Source organism: Flavobacterium psychrotolerans (assembly GCF_003097635.1).
Lineage (GTDB): Bacteria > Bacteroidota > Bacteroidia > Flavobacteriales > Flavobacteriaceae > Flavobacterium > Flavobacterium psychrotolerans.
Map to the genome: position 1 here is coordinate 53,798 of NZ_QCZI01000002.1, position 20,595 is coordinate 74,392.

Below are 20,595 nucleotides of genomic sequence, written 5' to 3' on the forward strand. Positions count from 1 at the left end.
CTTATGTTATGTGTTTTTTTAATATTTTATATAGCAAATATAGCCTAACCCGAATAATTTTAACCAATTTTTATTCTTAATTTCCAAAGTTATATCGCATCGTAAATCCGCCACGAATATTTGTTATTGGGAATGAAGTTGAAATTACCGCTTTAGAAAACGAATGATCATAATAGAAAATTATGGTTAAGTTTTTACTGAATGAATAATCGGCTGTTAGTTTTGCTGACCAAATGTTTTGTCCGCCAGATAATTTATTGTTGTTGTAATCCAAATAACGAACAATGGTTTGACTGTTTCTATAGGAAATATCAGTCTTGATATTAATATCGCTTCTAATAATTCCAGTAGGATTATCAGCCAATCGAGATGAAAAAATAACGTCTTTAATTCGATAACCAAGACCTACCACATATTCAATTCCTTTCACTTCCGTTAGGAGATTGTTATCAAAGCTCATAGACAAGGCTCTGTCTTTTTTCATTTCCGCCAGAATTTTAACAGAATTTTTCATCTCAAAGTCCAATCGGATTAACGGATTAAATTGCTCCACTAAATTGATATTTGAAATCAATGTTTTGTTAAATAAATTTCCGCCCGAATCTGCATTTAGGCTTCCATCCGTTTTATACCCCGAAGGGGCTTTGTCAAATTCAAAATTAGATCGAAATGAGTTTACAGTATAAGATGCTTTGTAACTGTGTTGTAAAGAGAACCGCTTGAAGGCATCTTTGAAAAGTTGATAACGCATCAATCCGCTATACTTTATAGTCCAGTTAGGAATTGGAAAGTTTCTAAATGCCCCGAGCGAAACTCCTGAAGCATTGTTTCCAGAATATGCCGCCAAAAAGGAGGGTAATAGAACCGCTTGATTGTTTTTTCCAAAACCAATTGGATAACCCTTGTTTGCGGTATAAATGCCATAATTTGGATCTGTAGCTCCCGGAATTGGGTGTGTTGCGTCACCATATCTAGGAATAGATCCACCATAAAAATTTTGGGCTAAGCGATCCGCGACAACCAAACGATTGCTTTTCAAGTCTTCAAAAGCTGCCGAGAATTTTTCATCACTTTGTCCAAAAGATGTTTTTAACAATACTGTTGAAATGGAAAAATTACCAAAACTATATGGCGATCTCGAATTGTATTGCCCACTGGTCACATCATATTGTTCCGAGAAATTGTCGACAAACGTTCTGTCGGCATTCAAATCAATTTTAAAATCCGGAAATAAATCTGCATTTGCCGTCAAATTTATTGTCTTACTGGTGACTTGCATGAAATTCTGGTTGAAATCAGGATAATTGGTCAACCATCCGTTTTTAGCAGCTTCATATCGTATATCATCCTGAGCTCCAAAAATAAATCCTAGAGTAGGTTTTGAAGACCCAAAAAAACCGAGTCCTGGAGTGTATCCAGGAAGAACCGTACTCCGATTTTCGGTATAATTCAATTGCACATTTTTCACGCTGGTTAAAACGCCTATCAATCCATTTACAAACACATTTCCCCCAGTCGTGGCTTGCACCGGAATGGCATTAATAACCTTTTGCCCCGGTTTTGGTGGAGCAACGGATTTTATTGTTGGTTTTTTAGTTCTTTTTGTTAATCCAACGTATTTATAAAAAGAATCCATATTGAAGGCCGAATTCAACTTATGCGAACCCGCATTTTGTATGGTATTCCCTAAATTATAATTTTGCCCATCAATGTTTATATTGGATAAAGCAATGGAAGCCCGTTGCCAACTGTAATCGCCCGTATAGGAATAGGTAGATTTTATAAAACTCAATAAAGGGATTTTATTTATAGGCAAGTCGTAGTTTACCACTAATTGCTGCGTATGCAGATTTGGATCACCTATATTCCAGTAATCCGTAAAAAGGGTTACGTCATTTATAGGTTCGTTGTTATCGTTCAAATAATTCCTAACAACATTACTGGATGATGCAGTATAATTTAATTTTAAAGCTTTAGTCAAATTGTAATTAAACCCATATTGATAATTAAACATATAGTTTCTCCTGTACAATGGGTCTAAAGCAATTCCAGCCACTTCAACCTGCCTAAACTGTTGTTTGTTGTATTGTCTAATAATGTTGGAACTGAAAGAAATATTAGAGGGCAAATAATTGAAATTAAAATCGCTTAATAATTTCCAATAACTGCTTTTCTTCATGAACTTGGTTTTCTTAAAAGGCTCAACGGCTTTTGACTGAAAAGCATAGGTATAGTCCGCAGTTGTGTTTACCTGTTGGTCAATAAAATTATCAATTTCAAAATTATGACGCGTTACTTCGTTGTAAGAATGGGAAAGGGTAAGATTCTCAGGATCGTAAATGTGCTGTTTCTGTTGCGCTGCTCTTTCTTTTCTAACCCCAATAAAGTTAATGCTTTTGCGTTTTGTATAGTCAATAGCCCTATTTTTAATATTGTCTTTTTCAGATTGATTGGAAGTAACATCCAGCAGCTGTTTTAATTTAATATCCTGATTGAACGGATCATATTCTGGAGTGATGGTTTCTTCACCAATGGCATAATTAAACGGAAGGCTTATCCCCCATTTCTTTGGCATCAATTTCCCTAGGCTAAGATTTGTCACAATATTATATTGTTGAATGGCCTCTCGGCTTCTTTCATTTGGCCCTTGTTCCAGAGTCCCAAAACCGATAGTACTCATTTTTCCGGTTGCAGATAGAGTCGCAAAATCAGCAAGATTCGTGTCCATATTTACAACTGTAGCCATACCTCCGCTGTTGTCCATTTCTGACAAACGAAGTTCATTGAACCACACTTCTCCTTTAATATCCCTGTTTATTAAATCAACCCCATTGGGATCCTTTCCGTCTTTGGTATTATTTTTTATACCAACCATTAAAGTTCTAACCAAGCCAAAATTGGGATTTCCACGCACACCAATTTTTAGTTTACTGGATCGAGAAGGGTCTAATTCATTTTCTGTTTTGTATAAAATTTCGTTTGGAAGAAAAGAGTGGGATCTCGATAAAATTTTCAGTTGTGTCAATAATTCCAAAGGCAAATCTATGTCATTCACAGACGGCCAAATCATATCTTCAAATACTGCACCGGCAGGTGTTACTTCCAAAGGAATTTCTATCTGATAAAAATTCTCGGTAAAGTCATTCCCAAAACGGATAAAACCAATCATTTCATTATTTTGTAATGGAGAAGAGTCTGCGGGAAGTGCCTCCGCATGTAAAAACATTTTTAGTTTTTTGAACTGACGCATGTCAACGCTCACATTTTTAAATACGGCTCTGGAATCATCAACCTCAAGGCCAGTTGTTCCTGTCGCTCTTAATGACAGTGATTGTTCATTCTGTTTGATAACGGTATTGTTATTATACAACTGCTCTCTAACAACCCCGGGAGGTGAAACATATTTTACAGGTTTACGATCACCATTTTCTTGAACATTTACGGCTTGAACATCAAAATCAGTAGTGTCCAAATCATTTTGTGCTGTAGTTTCTAATGGATCTAAAGTATTTAAATACCTTCTCCATTCCCCTCTAACCAAGTCTAACGAGCCGAAACGAACCGTCATTTCGTCCTCAAAACCAGTCATAAAAATCCTCATGAAACGAATGGATCTGAAATCTGTTATCGGTCCAATTTTATTTTCAAATTGTGTAACGGGAATTTTAAACTGGATCCATCTGGCATCCGTTTCCTCTCCAAAGCTGGAACCAGGAATCGGAGCACGAGCCTTTAATACATTGGTAACATATTTTGATATTCCCACATCCATCCCTGGTTTTATATCAATGCTGTATTCATAATAGGCATTGTACCCATCCATGGTATTGTCTCTATTGATATCTTCCACGTCTGGAACGGTAGAGTTTCCTCTATTGTCATTTGTAACGTTTACCGGAGAGTTTCCCTGGGTGCCATTATAATTCCGATAGCGTTCCAATACATTTCCTTGAGCTGTTAAAAAATATTGATAGTTATCGGCAGCTGGATCAGCCAGTCCGGCAAAATTAGAATAGATAGCTCCCTCTTGCGCATCTGTCAAGCCATCTAAACCAACATCTTGAACAGCTCGATTCCCTTCATTGGTATCAAATGCGTAAATTAAGGATTGTGATGCCGGCACTTTCCCCCAAACAGTAGGATACGTCAATTGATTGGAACCCGATTCCGGCAATCCATTTTCAAATTGTTTTCTTCCGTCTTTTAAAATATCTTCCGAAATGGAACCCAAATTAAAATAGATTTTACCCGTATTTGTACTAGTTACTGGCAAATCACCATTTCCACTTCCGTAGGGATCTAAAACCCAAAATTGAATATATTCAACATTTCCTTGTTCAAAATTAGTCGAATTCAGCGAACGCGTAATACCTCCAAAATTATCTTTCGGGTTTGGCAGAATATTGGTTCCCGCCGCTAACGAATTGTTGTTATAAGGTCCTCTTTCTTTAGGATAGTATGTTAAATCCAAAGTATTAACAACCTGAGATTGTCCTATAGCAATGTCTGTAGCTGGGTATAATTCTTGACTATAAATCCTTCGAGTTTTATTCAAGGATAAATCATCCGTAGAAATCCCCGAGGGTCTTTGTGAATAAAAGATGGGATCGATGCTGTACCAGTTTAATTTTGCTCTTTTGGATCCGTATTTTAATCGATCACTTGGATCATTTCCTTGATCTTCGCCAAAGAAATCATAGGCACTTGGTTTTTCTGAACCTGTTATTTCTGAATCTTTTACAGGTGTTGATGACAAACTCCATGACGAAGGGGAACGCAAATCGATAGTAGTTTGTGAACCTTCGAAATCATCCACATAAATAGTAGATTCTCCATTGAATTTATCTGCCTTTGGCGAATCGGGTTTTAGGAATGCCACTTCACCTCTAAATGAAATACTGGAAGGAACATCCGTGTCTATAAAGGGCAACTTATTTACCATTCTGGTAAAGAAAGGCACCGCAGTAGAGAAATTGGTATTGGCCCCAAAAATGGTGTTATTAACCGATTCCTGCCCGTACCTTGATTTCTGGGTCAATGGTTTTTCCGTCATTTTCAGGAACGTACCACCCACCAAAAAGTGTTCTGAAAATTTATGCTCCACATTAATTCCCATGAACCTTCTGGTTTGCTGTCCGAAAACAGAATTGTTTTCCACAGAAACCTGTATTGGAGTATTTGAAGCTTGCAATGCAGGATCTAATATTTGAACTCTTCCAGCCTGGTAATTCACACTATAATCGACCCCTTCAAGCAAAACTCTTCCTCCAGCGGTAACCACAACAGATCCTTTTGGCACATTAAAAGCCCCAATCGGAATCCCATCACCACCGCTAGATTTAAATTTTCCTTTTAATTGAAATTTATTTTTGTCGCCATCTTGTAAAGCAATGGATTGTGTCTTTCTATATAAATTTTGGAAAACATATTTTTTTTGATTGTCATTATAATCTATAGAAGAGTTTTGATCTCCATTGTAATTTTGTTTGGGATCAGTTCTTAATTTTTCAAAAAGTAATTTACCAAAAGGCTCGACACTTGTAAAAATTAATTTGCCGTTTTGAGTATCTACGGTCAACCCCGGAATGAAATCGAAGAAACCATCACCTCCGGCTTGCGGATCATTGTTATAATTTAATTTATCGACATTGAAAACTTTTAACAATGGCGTTTCAGAAACCCGATTTTCCGGGAGTGGATTTAAAGGAAAAGGAGTTCCGGAGACTGGAGTAATATAGTTTAAAGGAGAAGGATCACTATAAAGGATATTAAATTTAAAATCCTGTTTTTCCAATTGGTAAGCACCTGGAATTTGATAAATATTCTTCATCATGATATTCCAAATTGGCTTTTCGACATTAGTCAAATTGCTTTTCAGCATTTTTACGACTAATGTTTGTGAGGTTATTGTTGCGGGTTGTCCGGTAGCTGGGTCAATCGCTCCAGCTTGGGTGGCATCGACACCGTCGCTTCCAAATTCTCCCACCTGATAAATATCTTTTCCTATAGTATATTGATAAGCAACGGCAAGAACTTCGTCATTTGCCAAACGTTGTTGCAGCGATATATAACCCAATTGTGGGTTAAAAGAATATTCGTTTGAAGTTAATTTTCTAGCATTTTCTAACTTGGAGTAATCTTGCCCTTCAATTGGCACATTGTTAAAACCCGCATTTGCAGTAGCAATTTCTCTAATGCCGCCATTTAGCAAACCACCTCCGGTAGCAATCAATCCTGGGTCATAGTCATTGTTTTTGTTGTCTGCCGCAGCATCTGGAGAAACATTAAAAAACCCTGCTGGAGTAGGGTCTAAAGCCACGATTTCTTTATCACTAATAGGAATCCCATTGGAATCGCTTAACTGAGCTTCCCCTAAATCCTGTAAGGCGATAATGTTTCTTAAATTATTATTGGTGGTATTAATCCTATTTTGCTTGTTTGTAATCCAAACTTCCATTCGGGTGATTTGGACTCTACTGTCAATAAACGGATAGTTTTTCAGCGATTCGTCATATTTGTTTCTAAAATATTGAGACAAGAAAAAGTGCCTATCTGTATCATATTCCAATCCAAATAGTTCAAAATCCTGAATGGTTCCACCACCTTGTGCGGTCACCGTTTTTGTCTGTGATTTTTGTTCGGAAAATATTCCGGTTACGGTAGTTTTTCCAAATTGCAATTGCGCTTTAACCCCAAACAAACTCTGAGCACCACGAATCAATGAACTGTTCAATGGCAAACTCACGTTCCCGACTTCTATTTTTTGAATAATATCATCCTCGGTTGGAGTATATTCTAATTTGATTAGATTTTGAAATGCAAAAGTAGATTGCGTATCGTAATTGGCATTTACTTGCAATCGCGTCCCCACTTTACCCATAAGACTCATGCTGATTCTTTGGTTAAAATCGAAATTTGTAGTAGATCTGTTTTTAGGTGAAAAAGATGGATTATCCTGTTTGGAGTGGCGAACTCCCAAATCGACTTCAACTGAACCCGTAGGTTTCACGTCAATCGTATTGCTTCCAAAAATAGATTCAAAAAAGCCTGAATTTATATAATACCTTGGTAATAAATCTTTTTTAGCCTCTTCACTCCCCGCTTTTTTCCCATCAATTGCATCCGATTTTTTCTTGAAATAGGTTCGCATGGATTCTCGCAAAACCAGTTGTTCGTATTCTTTTGGAGTAAGAATTATTGGGTAATTAATGTTAAATCCATCCACACTATTGGTATAAATGTATCTATCGGTAACCGGATCATAACTGTAAGCTTCAAGAATACTTGGAGGATTATCTAACTTCAATGCTCCGACAGTATATCCTTTTTTTACAGTATCTTGAACGGGCTCATTAACCTGAGCATGGATGCTAAAACTGACAAGAAAAACCAGCATTAAAAAGCCAATTCTCAGAACAAAATTTATTTTTTCTATATAAAATGTTTTCAAGTATTATAAATTTTTTAAAGCCTGTTTTATAATTGATTCCGTTGTAGCACTCGAATCTAGATTTACAATTTTATCAACTACTTTTTCCGCTAATTTTTTGTTAAAACCTAAAACTTCCAAAGCTGATAACGCTTCATCCTTATTTGTATTGTTTTGCGACATAGATACTTCATCTAAATCATAAAGTTTTAACACTTTGTCTTTTAAATCCAAGATGGCCCTTTGCGCTGTTTTGCTTCCAATACCCTTTATGGATTGTATGGTTGCTAAATCTCCAACGGCCAATGCTTGAATGATTTGCTTTGGATCGAGAGATGACAACATGGTCCTTGCAATGCTGGAACCAATACCCGAAACTGATAACAACATCTTGAAAATTTCTCTCTCCGATTTTTCTACAAACCCAAACAAAGTATGCGCATCTTCCTTAATCTGTAAGTATGTAAACAATTTAATATGCTCGGATGTTGGCAATAATGAGAAGGTATGCAAAGAAATGTTAACGTGATATCCGACACCACCGCAGTCGATAACGACTTCAGTTGGTGTTTTTTCTACTAGCTTCCCCTGTATATGTACTATCATTGTTATGTTAAAGTAAGCCCAAATATAACAAAAATCTTTAATTGAGATTTATCCGTTAAATTAAGTGTTCCTATTATATCTCAAATTCCTTAAGCTTTTTTGTTTTTTCTTGCGCATCTACAACGGCTACAGCGGCCATATTGACCATTTCCTCTACGCTAGCACCCAATTGAAAAATATGTACCGGTTTTTCCATTCCTAGCATTATAGGACCAATAGAACCCGCTTTATACAACTCTTTCAATAATTTATAGGTAATATTTGCCGCATCGAGATTAGGAAAAATTAGCGTATTTACTTTTTTTCCTGCTAATTTAGAGAAAGGAAATTTAGTCTTTAGCATGTCGGAATTTAAAACAAAATCAGCTTGAACTTCTCCGTCAACAATTAGTTCAGGGAAATACTTATGAAGATAGGCTACTGCTTCTCTTACTTTTGTGGCACTTTCATGAGAAGAAGATCCAAAATTAGAAAACGAAACCATTCCAATAACCGGTTCCATTCCAAACATTCTAACGGTATTTGCCGTCATTATGGCAATTTTCGCCAACTCATCTGCGGTAGGATTTGGATTTATCGAAGTATCCGATAAAAACATGGGGCCCCGATTGGTCATCATTAAATTTGTGGTAGCAACGAGAGAAATCCCTGGCGCCTTACCAATAAGTTGCATGATTGGCTTTACAACCGATGGATAACTTCTGGAATATCCGGTAACCAATGCATCAGCTTCCCCTTCATTTACCATCATGGCTCCAAAATAAGTACGCTCACGCATCCATTTTTGAGCATCTAGTAAAGAAATTCCTTTGCGCTGTCTGGATTTCCAAAAAATCTCGGCATAATTCAATCTTCTGTTATCCTCTTCTTTATTTTTTGGATCAAAAATGGGAACCTCGGCATCAAATCCAATTTCTGCTTTTAATTCTAAAATAACCTCTCTATTTCCAAGCAAAATTGGGTATCCGATTTTGTCTTCATATACAATTTGCGCTGCTTTTAAAACGTCAAGATGATCGGCTTCGGCAAAAACGATACGTTTTGGTTCGTTTTTGGCTCTATTGGTTAATAGTCGAACCATTTTATTATCAGAACCCAAACGATTTAAAAGTTCCTCTTCATATTTATCCCAATCTTCAATTGGATTTTTAGCTACGCCAGATTCCATTGCTGCCCTTGCTACTGCTGGAGCAACCGTTGTGATTAATCTTGGATCAAATGGTTTTGGAATAATATACTCCCGACCAAAAATGAGTTTAGTTTCGCCATAAGCAATATTCACTTGTTCAGGAACAGGTTCTTTGGCCAAGGCGGCAAGCGCTTTAACCGCAGCCATTTTCATCGCTTCATTGATTTTAGTTGCACGAACATCTAATGCACCCCGAAAAATATACGGAAAACCTAGCACGTTATTCACCTGATTAGGATGGTCTGAACGACCAGTTGCCATAATTACGTCTTTTCGGGTAGCAATCGCTAAGTTGTACTCTATTTCAGGGTCTGGATTAGCCATTGCAAAAACAATAGGATCTTTTGCCATCCCCAATAACATTTGTGGAGTCATAATATCCCCTGTTGATAACCCCAAGAAAATATCCGCATCTACTAATGCTTCTTCCAGTGTCATCGGTTTTATATCCTTAGCATATTTTTGTTGCAATTCTGACAATGAAGGATTGTCTTTAGTCAAAACCCCTTTGCTGTTAAACATCAATATGTTTTCATTTTTAACTCCAAGTAAAACATATAAATCAGCACAAGCTATTGCAGCCGAACCCGCTCCTGAAACCACCATTTTTACATTTTCGGCTTTTTTATTTGCCAATTCTAAGGAATTAATTAAAGCCGCCGAAGAGATAATAGCCGTTCCATGTTGATCATCGTGCATTACTGGAATATCCAATTCAGCTACCAGACGTCTTTCTATTTCAAAAGACTCTGGAGCTTTTATATCTTCAAGATTAATACCGCCAAAAGTTGGCGCAATATTTTTTACCGTTTGAATAAATTCTTCAATGTCTTTAGTTCCTATCTCAATATCAAAAACATCAATATCCGAAAATATCTTGAAGAGCAATCCTTTACCTTCCATTACCGGTTTTGACGCTTCAGGACCAATATCCCCTAAACCTAAAACTGCGGTACCATTTGTGATTACAGCAACTAAATTCCCTTTTGCAGTATATTTATAAACATTATTTACGTCTTTTGCAATTTCTAAACAAGGCTCTGCAACTCCAGGTGAATAGGCTAATGACAAATCCCTCTGTGTTGCATAGGCTTTAGTTGGTACTACTTGAATTTTTCCTGGTGTTGGTTTTGCATGATATAATAAGGCTTCTCTTCTTTTACTATTTTTATTCATTGTGATCGAATTAAGTTTGGTCATACAAAGGTAAAAGTCTGACTGTAAAAAGGAAGCTTTTATGTAAAATCTTTTAAAAAGATATTGCTAAGTCACTATAAAAAAGCATAAAAAAAAGCCTTTCCGTTAAGAAAGGCTCATTTATAATACCAATTTAATAGTCTGAATTTATTGTTTAATCAATTTCATGGTTTTTTCTCGATTATTTTCGGCTGACGCTTTAACCAAATAAATTCCGTTTTTTAAATCTCCGATTTCAAATTGATATTCATTAGATTTTTTGCCAAAACTTTTTACCAATTGGCCTGTAATTGAATAAATCTGAACCTTGGTTGTATTCGTATTTATTGTAAAATAATTGGACGATGGATTTGGGAACAAACTCACCTGATTCATGGTTTCAAACGTATCTGTTGCCAAAGTTGTTGGTTTGTTTCCGTACATTCTGAATCCACCTGCTTCAATAGTAATTTGATCCGTTGTTGCATTAACTACTAGAGGCGTGTTATCCATCAAGTTGTACCATATTCCTACATAAGGAAAGTTTCCTGTTATGTTTTGTGCAGTGGTATTGAAATTCGATAAAATCACTACGTTTTTAAGACTCGTGCTTGGAATGGCATCGTCCCAAATATAAATTGACGGCGTAAAAGTTCCTGAATTCACAGTCACACTTCCGTTAAATACAGCCTCGTTTATTTTCAAATCATTGATTCTTGCATACGTATCATATAATGCTTTTCTTTCCGGAACAGTCATCCAACTTTGAGACCATTGGTAAACCGATTTTGTGGCCAATTTACAATCATATGGTTTTGTTGCTGTTTCGTCATTATAAGTTCCGTCTGTACAGGTATATATGGAGGAATCCCAACCCAGTTCCGCAAATTGCCAAATCATTTTTGGTCCAGGAATTGGTAATGAAACAGCGGCAATAGAAGCCATCCTTTTTAAGGCACCGGCTAATGTCTTTATTTCCGCAGAAGCTCCGTACTGACGCGCTTGAAACATTAGTCTGTCTTTATCGTGACTTTCTGGATAGCCTAGCACTCTTCTTTTCGTAAAACCTTTAGAGGTATTATTCATTCCTGAAATACTTTTGTTCCCTCCATTTCCTTCTATTAATTGAGTATAGGGTGCAAACTGCTCACTCCACATCATCACTCCTTTACTTGGAGTTTCATTAATTCTATAATTTGCCCACTGTTGCTCTTCATTAGCTGCTCCCAAATGTTCAAATATAGCATAATGCGAAGGGTCTAAACTCCAAGAATAATCCACATAATCTTTTAAAATATCTACTCTGTCCTGTTGATAGGAATTGGTACATGCATCACTACCCGTACAATTCTGAGTAAACCCTTTGGTTAAATCCCAACGAAACCCATCGATATGAAATTCCTCTATCCACTGTTTAATAACGCGTTTTGTATAGTACTTTGTGTAATCAGAGGAATGATTAAAATCATTACCAACACTGTAACTGTGAGTAGCAGTAACATTAAAATACGGATTGTCAGAGGCTGGACCACCCCAACCATCACCATCAGGATCAGACATCCACATTCTGTCCATTGGATTTCTATCAAATGCGTGATTCAATGCCACATCAAGAATTACTGCAATTCCGTTTTGATGATACAAATCTATCAACTCTTTAAATTTATCTGCCGTTCCATACATTTTATCTAAAGCCAAATGAAACGAGGTATTGTAACCCCAGCTTTCATTCCCTTCAAACTCCATTACCGGCATTAATTCAATGGCATTAATCTTTAAATTTTTAAAATAATCAATTCTATCAATTAAATTTTGAAAGCTCTTGTTAGAATCAAAATCTCTAACTAAAAGTTCATAAACCACTAATTTTTCTTTTTCAGGTTTAGTAAAATTAGTTATTTGCCAATTGTAAGGTGTTTTTCCTGTTTTCAAAATGGTAACTTCTCTTTCTTGTCCTTTTGGATAGGCCGGAATATTTGGATAATTTGCCGATGGAATATAGGGATCATCATAAGGAGACAATACTAAAGTTGAAAAAGGATCAGCAGTTTTAACCAATACCGGAGAATTCGTCGTTGGAGTTTGATCCACAACCCAATATTGATATGAATTTGTTGCGCCTGAAACTAATCCCGTTAATTCCAACCAAAATTTTCCTGTAGCTTCATCTTTTTTCATGGAATAAACTCCTGTAGGCTGCCAATTATTAAAACTTCCTGCAACATACACAAAATCCTTTCCTGGAGCGGTAAGCACTAAAGTAGCTTTTGTTGCATCGCCAGAATTATAATTTATTCCGTCTTCCAAACCAGATGGCATCACTTGGGAAACAGTTCCAGGATTCACAATTACCGAAAATTTTCTTGAAAAAGTAGTTGTTCCTTGCGTTATTTGTAAATCATAACTTTTGTTAGCAATGATATTATCGTCAGTAAAAGAATATACTGAACCTGAAAAAGTATTGACACTTGTTCCATTTACCAATAAATTATAGGAGGCATCACCATTGGTGTTGTTAGCTGTGATGGTTAAACTTGTTCCTGAATTAACGATAGTGGTACTGTTCAAAAGAGGAGCAGTTAACGTAGCTTGAAAAGCGCCAACATTTAAGAAAGTATCTGCTGTTTTAGCAGTACCTAAAGCATTTCGAAGCACCACGCAAATTTGCGTAATTGTACTTGTAGTAGGCACTCCAAAATAAGTATATAAATCAGGTATAATGTCTAATTTATAGGTTGTACCAGAGACTAAGGTCAATGCGGGTTGGTTCGTATTATTTCCCCAAGCACCTATAACTCGTGTCCATTGCACACCATTAACCGTTATGCCCATGTGCGCATATATCACACCCGTGTAAGCTGCTAAAGGAGTTCCTGTCTTGTCAAAATTTATAGTAACCGCTCCACTTGCAATTGCTGGAGCCGGAGTTGTTGTAATTTGAGAAAACACTAATGTGGTAAACAAACTAAAAATACAAGTTAATAATACGATTTTTTTCATGGTTAATGTTGTTGTGATAAAAAAAGGGCTATATAAAATAGCCCTTTTTTAAAGATTTAAAAAAATTTTAATTTGGATTTAGAGTCAGAGTATAAGTATAATTTCCTGGTTTACTTACATCTATTGTTATATCGTATTTCTGTTTAGTACCGTCACTATCTCCTGGCACTGTAATTTCACCTCCAGTTGTCGCCGGTAAAGGAATATCAACAATAGAATTATCTTCTGATTTATTTCCTAAAACTGAAAACGTTGGATTAACTGTTGGGTTATCTAAAACAGATGGTGGAGTTGTTGGTAACAAACTGATGAAATATTTAGATTTAAATCTAAATTTTCTTCCTTTAAACAAATCAATAGTGATTTTCCAAATGTTATTGTTATTAACATCAACCATAGGAACCATATTAGCCGAACCCGGATTACTTTTTACTGCTAATCCGAAAACTCCGATTGCTTCTATATAATTGGCAGAATAAGTCATAGCCCCAGTACCGGTGGTTTTTATGTTTGCTCTTACTAAATAGTGTCCAGGTTTTGTAATTTTTTTTCCTACACCATTCGAGACAAGTGAACCACTTCCATTATCTCCATAAAATGGATTTGAAGCTGAAAATGTACCTAATACCGATGTGAAAAATTTATAATCACCAGGTTCTAACCACATATAGCCTTCATAATCGCTATTGAAAAATCCAGAAGCTAATAAAATAGGTGCTGTTGCGGGATCTTGTGAATCTTTTGTAAAAGCTAACGTAGGAATCGCAAAAGGCGTTACATTTTCAGTAATTACATTAGAATATTGGATAAATTTATTTGATCCCGATCCCATAATTGATTTTACTCTAATATCTATATCTACAGATACATAAGGTAGAAAACCATTGTCTACAAGTATTGTGTTCAAGTAACTCTCTTTCCAAAGAAATGTCAATAATGACGAACTAGTACTTGCGGTTATAGGTGACGCAAAATTAGTACCACTTTTTGCAATTTCTAATGTATATTTAGTTGAAGCCGAAGCTGTGGACAGACCACTGTTGGCAGCTTCCCAATTTAAAGTGGTTACATCATTATCGCCATTATCTGATGATAAAACATATGGCCCACTATTGGTTGGAGCATGAAACGTTAATCCGTTAGGAGAAACTAATGGATCAATACTTTCAGTGCATGAACCAAATGAGATTAGTAAAAATGCAAAAAATGTTATTTTTAAAATATTTTTCATTGTATATAATTATTTAATATCAATAACCCGGGTTTTGTGATAAATTTGAATTTGCTCTTAACTCACTGCTAGGAATAGCAAAAAGAAGTTTAGTCTCTGGTAAAGAAACGCCCGTTTGAACGCCGCCTTTCCATTCCCAATTATAACCACTTAAATATTTGCCAAATCGAATTAAATCTTGTCTTCTGCAACCTTCCCAATATAATTCTTTGGCTCTTTCATTTAAAACCAAGTCAGGAGTTACTTCGCTTTCTGTAACCGTTGCAGCACTTGGATTTGCTCTTGTTCTTAAATCATTTATATAGCCTTTAGCAATTGTTTTATCTCCAAAACCATTAGCCGCCAATTCAGCATACATTAAATAAGCATCTCCCATTCTAAATAAAGGAAAATCAGTATCTGGCATACTAACTGATTGTGCTAATGCACCATCTGATCTTATATTGGTAAATTTTGTAAGCTTTTTACCTTGATTAAACGCATTTGGATCAGAGTCAACACTTGGAGTGGTTATAGAAGCCGGATCCGTATTTCCAGAAACATAGGCAACACGAGCATCGTCAGTTCCTACAGATTCATAAAATTCTTTTCGCACTCTGTACCCTTTCCATCCGGAATCTACTCCTAATAGTTTACCCACTGCATTATCACAACTTGCATGAACCAGATAGGTCATTCCTCCCCATGTTTGTGATTTAAGACCATCTGAACATAATGGGAAAATAATTTCGTTTTGTGCTCCATTGGTATTGTTGTCAGCCTGAAATAATTTAGAACGATTAGTAATGATAGAATATCCAGAACTAATTACTTTATTAACTGCTGTTAAAGCTTCAGGACTTCTGTCTACACCTGTATATACTTTTGAATTTAGTAATAATTTCGCTTTTAACATCCAAGCCGCCGCTTGATCTGCCCTTCCGTATTCATTGGTTTTAGGAGCAGCTAAATCGCCATCAATTGCACCCAAATCTGCTATAATAAAATTAAAAATAAATTCTCTACTTTGCATTGGTGGTTTAATCCCTAAAGGATCAGCGTCTGTCATGAAGGGTAATTTACCAAAAATGTCAATTCCGTGATAATAGGTTAATGCTCTAAGGAAACGAACTTCAGCTCTAAATTTAGATATTTGACTTCTCAAATCTCCGCTTACTCCTCTAGTATTTAGTTTTGCATCAGTAGTTTCTCTTAAAAATTCATTACACAATCCTATTTGGTAAAATACTCTGGCAAAAAAAGCTTCCGTAAAAACATTGTCTTTATCCCAAGTATTAAAATTCAAATCTTTAATCGTTTTGTTGTCACTTTCTCCCCAAGCAATTATAGCTTCATCAGTCGTTAATTCCTGACATTGCCAATAGCCTCTCAAGTATTGAGAAAATCCTTCATCTACTGATGATCCCAAATCAGAATCCCCGGCAGGACCAGTTTGCCCAGTTACCACGTAACCCGCATAAATTTTTGCCAAAAATTGCTTGTACGAGTTTGGATTGTTTGCGAAAAATTGTTCGCTAAGTGCCTGATCGTCATCTTTAGTAACAAGATTCAAATCATTTTGGCAAGAGCTCAATGAAAACAAGAGAGATAAAATAAATATCCATCTTAAATTCGTTATTTTTATAATACTTTTCATTTTAATTTATTTTTAATATTAAAAATTAGCGTTCACACCCAACATAAACATTCTTGCTCTAGGGAAAATCGTACCATCAATTCCATTATTAAAAACTTCTGGATCAATACCCTTATAGTCCGTAATCGTTAATACATTCTGAACCCCAGTATATACCCTTAATGAATTTTTTTCTGATTGTAGAATTGATTTGAAATTATATCCCAAGGTCACATTGTCTAATTTTAAAAACGAGGCATTTTTAATATAATAATCTGATTGTTTAGAAGCGGCAATGAAATTTGTATTAGTGTAATCTACTGGTGAATTACTCACGGTACCGTTAAAAGTATCATTAATCCCTCCTAAGAAAGCTCTACTTGCATTAACATCATCATATACATAATTTTCTAAACTGGCTCTCCATGACATGGAAAAATCCCAATTTTTATAGAATGTAGCATTTACCATAAAACCCATAGTCACGTCGGCTTGAGGTTTTTTGTAATTGTATTTATCGCTACTATCAACCTTTCCATCTCCATTTCTATCTACGAACACCCCTTCAATAGGCTTACCGTTTTGATCATAGACTTGTTCATACAACCAATACGAAAATGGAGCCAATCCAACTTTATTAATTTGAGCAAAAGCACCTAAACCCACCCCTCCTTGAGGATCATTATCAGTAGCCAAACTTGTAATTTCTGTATGATTATAGGTAAGATTATAATTTAAGCTTAAATCAAAATTATCTTTTTGAACTGCCTGAAAATTCAATCCAAAATCTACCCCTTTAGACTCAAGAGACCCAACATTTGTAGGTCCATAAACACCTAAATTTTGTAATGCACCTCTTCTTGTGTTTGCAAATAAATCATTCGTTTTAGAAAAGTAGCCATCTACTGTAGCTTTCAACTTGTTGTTAATAAAACCAAAATCTAGTCCCACATTGTATTTGGAACTTCTTTCCCATTTTAAAGCCTCATTATAACCATCTGGTTTAGAAATGATTACAAACTCATTCCCAAATTGGTAAAAATTATTGCCTGATGTGCTATATTTTTTTATCCAAGCCAATGCAAATGGCACTTGTTGTTGACCCGTTTCACCATAACTTAATCTTAATTTTAAATCAGAAAAAGTTTTGGAATCCTTAAGGAAACCTTCTTCTTTGATTTTCCATGCAAAAGCAACTCCAGGAAAATTAGCCCATTTGTTGACTGGCGAAACCCTAGCAGAACCGTCTCTTCTAAAATTAACTGTCAATAAATATTTATCGTTATAACCTAAATTTAAACGACCAAAAAAGGCTTGCAAGTTATTCCCCGGATCCGTGTAAACATCTTCTTTATTTTCCTCATCCATTCCATAACCAAAAAGTTTTCTATTCCCGGAATAATAATTCTGGTAATCAAATTGTTGATATTCATAACCCCCTAATACATCAACATTTAATTTCCCAAATGCTTTGGTATAATTTAACTGGGCATTTAAATTTTTATTTTTGTTATCAAACCAAGTTTCCGAATAAGATCCAATTTGTGAAGTTGGCAATAATGGACTATTGTTGTACCCTGATCTTGACAAAGGATTCACTCTTACAGAACCATCCCCATGTTGATTATCCATACCTGCATTGATAATAGCTCTTAACTCAGGCAAAAAATGAAATTTGTAATCAATATTAATGTTTCCAAAAAGTCTATATTGATTTCCAATATTTCTTACTTCTTTTAACATACTTACGGGATTTGAGGTCCCTTTTGGAACTCCCCCAATAACCCACTCCGTATATCCGGCATAAATAGAATTAGGATCATAAACCGTTTGTGTTGGGTCATATGAAATGGCACTTCCTATAGCACCTTCATCTGCATTTTGTCTATAAGTATAAGAATAATTTCCCGTTACATTGAATTTTAAATGATTGTCCAAAAAACTTGGATTTAATGCAACAGAAGCGGTAGATCTTTTAAAATGAGACGTTTCCAAAATTCCATTATTATCTGTATTTCCTATGGTTAGTCTTGACGGTACCGTTTTAAAAAGATTCCCTAAAATAGATAAATTGATATCGGAAGTGTAAGAATTACTAAAAATTTCATTCTGCCAATCCGTTTTTGAATTCCCTAAAAGACCTGCTTTAAGAGGTGCTTTTTCATTAATTAATGTTCTGAATTCATCTGCCGAATAAACGTCAATTTTTTTCGCTAATGTATTTAAGGTAGTAAACGTATTGAAAGAAACCTGCATATCTTTTTTAGATCCTTTTTTGGTGGTAATTAAAATCACCCCATTCGAGCCTCTATTACCATAAATTGCAGTTGCTGACGCGTCCTTTAATATGGAAAATGATTCGATATCATTAGGATTTATAGCAGACATTCCTCCGTCAATTGGCAATCCATCAACAACAATTAACGGATCATTACTTGCAAGCAATGAAGAACCTCCACGAATTCTAATTGTTGCATCATTACCCGGAGTTCCTGAAGAAGTTACCACAACCCCCGCAGCTCTACCGCTTAACAATCCATCCACACTTGTTATGGCTCCTTTATTAAAGTCTTTGGTTGTGATTAAAGCAACAGACCCAGTAGCGTCTTTCTTTTTTACAGAACCATAACCAACTTGAATCACCACTTCTTGTAACTGGTTAGACTCTTCTTCAAGCTTAACGGTTAAGGCTTTTTGTGAATCATAAGAAATTGTTGAATTTTTGTATCCGATATAAGAAAAAACGATTTTATCCCCTTTCTTTACTTTTGGCAATTTAAATTTACCTTCGAAATCTGTTGAAGTACCATTACCAGTACCTTGAATAATTACATTTACTCCCGGAATTGGCTGGTTGGTTTTAGAGTCTAAAACAGTGCCTTCAACAGTACCCTGCGCAAGGACACTAAATGGCAGGAATAGTAATAAAAATAACAACTTTTTATAAATTGTTTTCATACATTTTGTTTAAGTTAAAAGTTAATTTTGTGCTTATATTTTTACTTCGAACGTTAAATTTAGTTAAATTAACCTTTGTTGAAAAAAAACAGGTGTTAAAATTCGCACGAAAACGTGATAGTGTTGAAAACTTTTTCAAATTTATATTTTTTTATGGGTAAAAATCCATAATGTGAAAATAAATTTTACCTTTATTCAGAAAATGCTATTTGCCTATTATAATTAGATATAACTAATTTAACAAAAACACAATATTAAGCATTCTGATTTTCTCTAAACCAGATTGTTCCTTATTCTTTAAAAACCAAATTTAAACCACATTATGAAAAGAAAAGTCACATTAAAACAAATTGCAAAAGAGTTGGACGTGTCAATTTCTACGGTTTCAAAATCACTCAAAGACAGTCCGGAAATAAGTGAGGATACCCGAAAAAAAGTGCGTGCATTTGCCAAATTATACAACTACAAACCTAACTTGATTGCGTTAAGTTTAAAAAATAAAAAAACAAAAACGATTGGAGTAATTATCCCTGAAATTATTCATCATTTTTTTGCCACCGTGATCAGCGGAATTGAACATATTGCCAATGAAAAAGGATATAATGTAATCGTTTGCTTGTCCGATGAATCATTTGACAAAGAAGTCATCAATATGGAAATGCTTGCCAATGGAAGCATCGACGGATTTATTATGTCACTGTCTAAAGAAACTCAACAAAAAAAGGACTTTCATCACATCAGTGAAGTCATTAATCAAGGAATGCCCGTTGTAATGTTTGACAGGGTTGCTAATGATATTTTAAGCGACAAAGTAATAATTGATGATAATTTAGCTGCTTTTGAAGCTGTACAATTCTTGATCGATAAAGGATTTAATAAAATTGCACTCATTTCAACAATCGACTACATAAGTGTAGGAAAACTAAGAACTGAAGGATACTTAAAAGCATTACGAAGTAACAACATCCCAATTGACGAGAGCCTAATCCTGAAAATTGAAGACATGGATAACTGCTCGGATGAAATTGAACTATTATTAAAGAACAATACGTTTGATGCCATATTTGCAGTAAATGAATTATTTGCAGTTACCGCCATAAAATCGGCAAATAAATTAGGATTAAAGATCCCAGAAGACATATCTATAATAGGATTCACTGACGGAATGATTTCAAAATATTCCTCTCCAAGCATTACTACCGTAAGCCAAAATGAAATCAAAATGGGAGAAAGAGCAGCCATAATGCTCATTGAGAGGCTCGAATCTGAAGAGGAAGATGAAGAACATTATAAAACAGAAGTAATTGGAACCCATCTTGTGGAACGAGAATCTACCCTTTAATTCGGGCAATTTGATGAAAATATCGATTTTAAAAATAATATTAAAATTA

The 20,595-nt window shown here is 35.3% G+C and carries 8 protein-coding genes; 1 reads left to right on the top strand and 7 read right to left on the bottom strand.

From position 1 onward, the window contains the following. Nucleotides 1-76: 76 nt before the first annotated feature. From sov to DB895_RS02180, 7 genes are all read right to left on the bottom strand, one after another. The gene (gene sov, locus DB895_RS02150; protein WP_116723861.1) at nt 77-7,396 is read right to left on the bottom strand and encodes a T9SS outer membrane translocon Sov/SprA; all 7,320 of its coding nucleotides are present in this window, start codon (nt 7,394-7,396) and stop codon (nt 77-79) included. A 57-nt stretch (nt 7,397-7,453) separates the two neighbouring features. After that, nucleotides 7,454-8,035, bottom strand: a complete 582-nt coding sequence (gene ruvA, locus DB895_RS02155) for a Holliday junction branch migration protein RuvA (RefSeq protein ID WP_116723710.1) — start codon at nt 8,033-8,035, stop codon at nt 7,454-7,456. A 73-nt stretch (nt 8,036-8,108) separates the two neighbouring features. Further along, complete coding sequence (locus DB895_RS02160; RefSeq protein ID WP_116723711.1) at nt 8,109-10,400, bottom strand: NADP-dependent malic enzyme; 2,292 nt, start codon at nt 10,398-10,400, stop codon at nt 8,109-8,111. Between the two features lie 168 nt (nt 10,401-10,568). Continuing rightward, entirely contained in the window at nt 10,569-13,400 is a 2,832-nt protein-coding gene (locus tag DB895_RS02165; protein WP_116723712.1) for an alpha-amylase family glycosyl hydrolase, read from the bottom strand. 67 nt (nt 13,401-13,467) lie between these two features. Beyond that, nucleotides 13,468-14,631, bottom strand: a complete 1,164-nt coding sequence (locus DB895_RS02170) for a SusE domain-containing protein (protein ID WP_116723713.1) — start codon at nt 14,629-14,631, stop codon at nt 13,468-13,470. Nucleotides 14,632-14,650: 19 nt separating this feature from the next. Beyond that, nucleotides 14,651-16,267, bottom strand: a complete 1,617-nt coding sequence (locus tag DB895_RS02175) for a RagB/SusD family nutrient uptake outer membrane protein (protein ID WP_116723714.1) — start codon at nt 16,265-16,267, stop codon at nt 14,651-14,653. An 18-nt stretch (nt 16,268-16,285) separates the two neighbouring features. Beyond that, nucleotides 16,286-19,204, bottom strand: coding sequence for a SusC/RagA family TonB-linked outer membrane protein (locus tag DB895_RS02180; RefSeq protein ID WP_116723715.1), 2,919 nt, complete (start codon nt 19,202-19,204; stop codon nt 16,286-16,288). A 322-nt stretch (nt 19,205-19,526) separates the two neighbouring features. On the opposite strand from DB895_RS02180, the gene DB895_RS02185 reads away from it, so the two are divergent. Beyond that, complete coding sequence (locus DB895_RS02185) at nt 19,527-20,546, top strand: LacI family DNA-binding transcriptional regulator (protein ID WP_116723716.1); 1,020 nt, start codon at nt 19,527-19,529, stop codon at nt 20,544-20,546. The last annotated feature ends 49 nt before the right edge of the window (nt 20,547-20,595 follow it).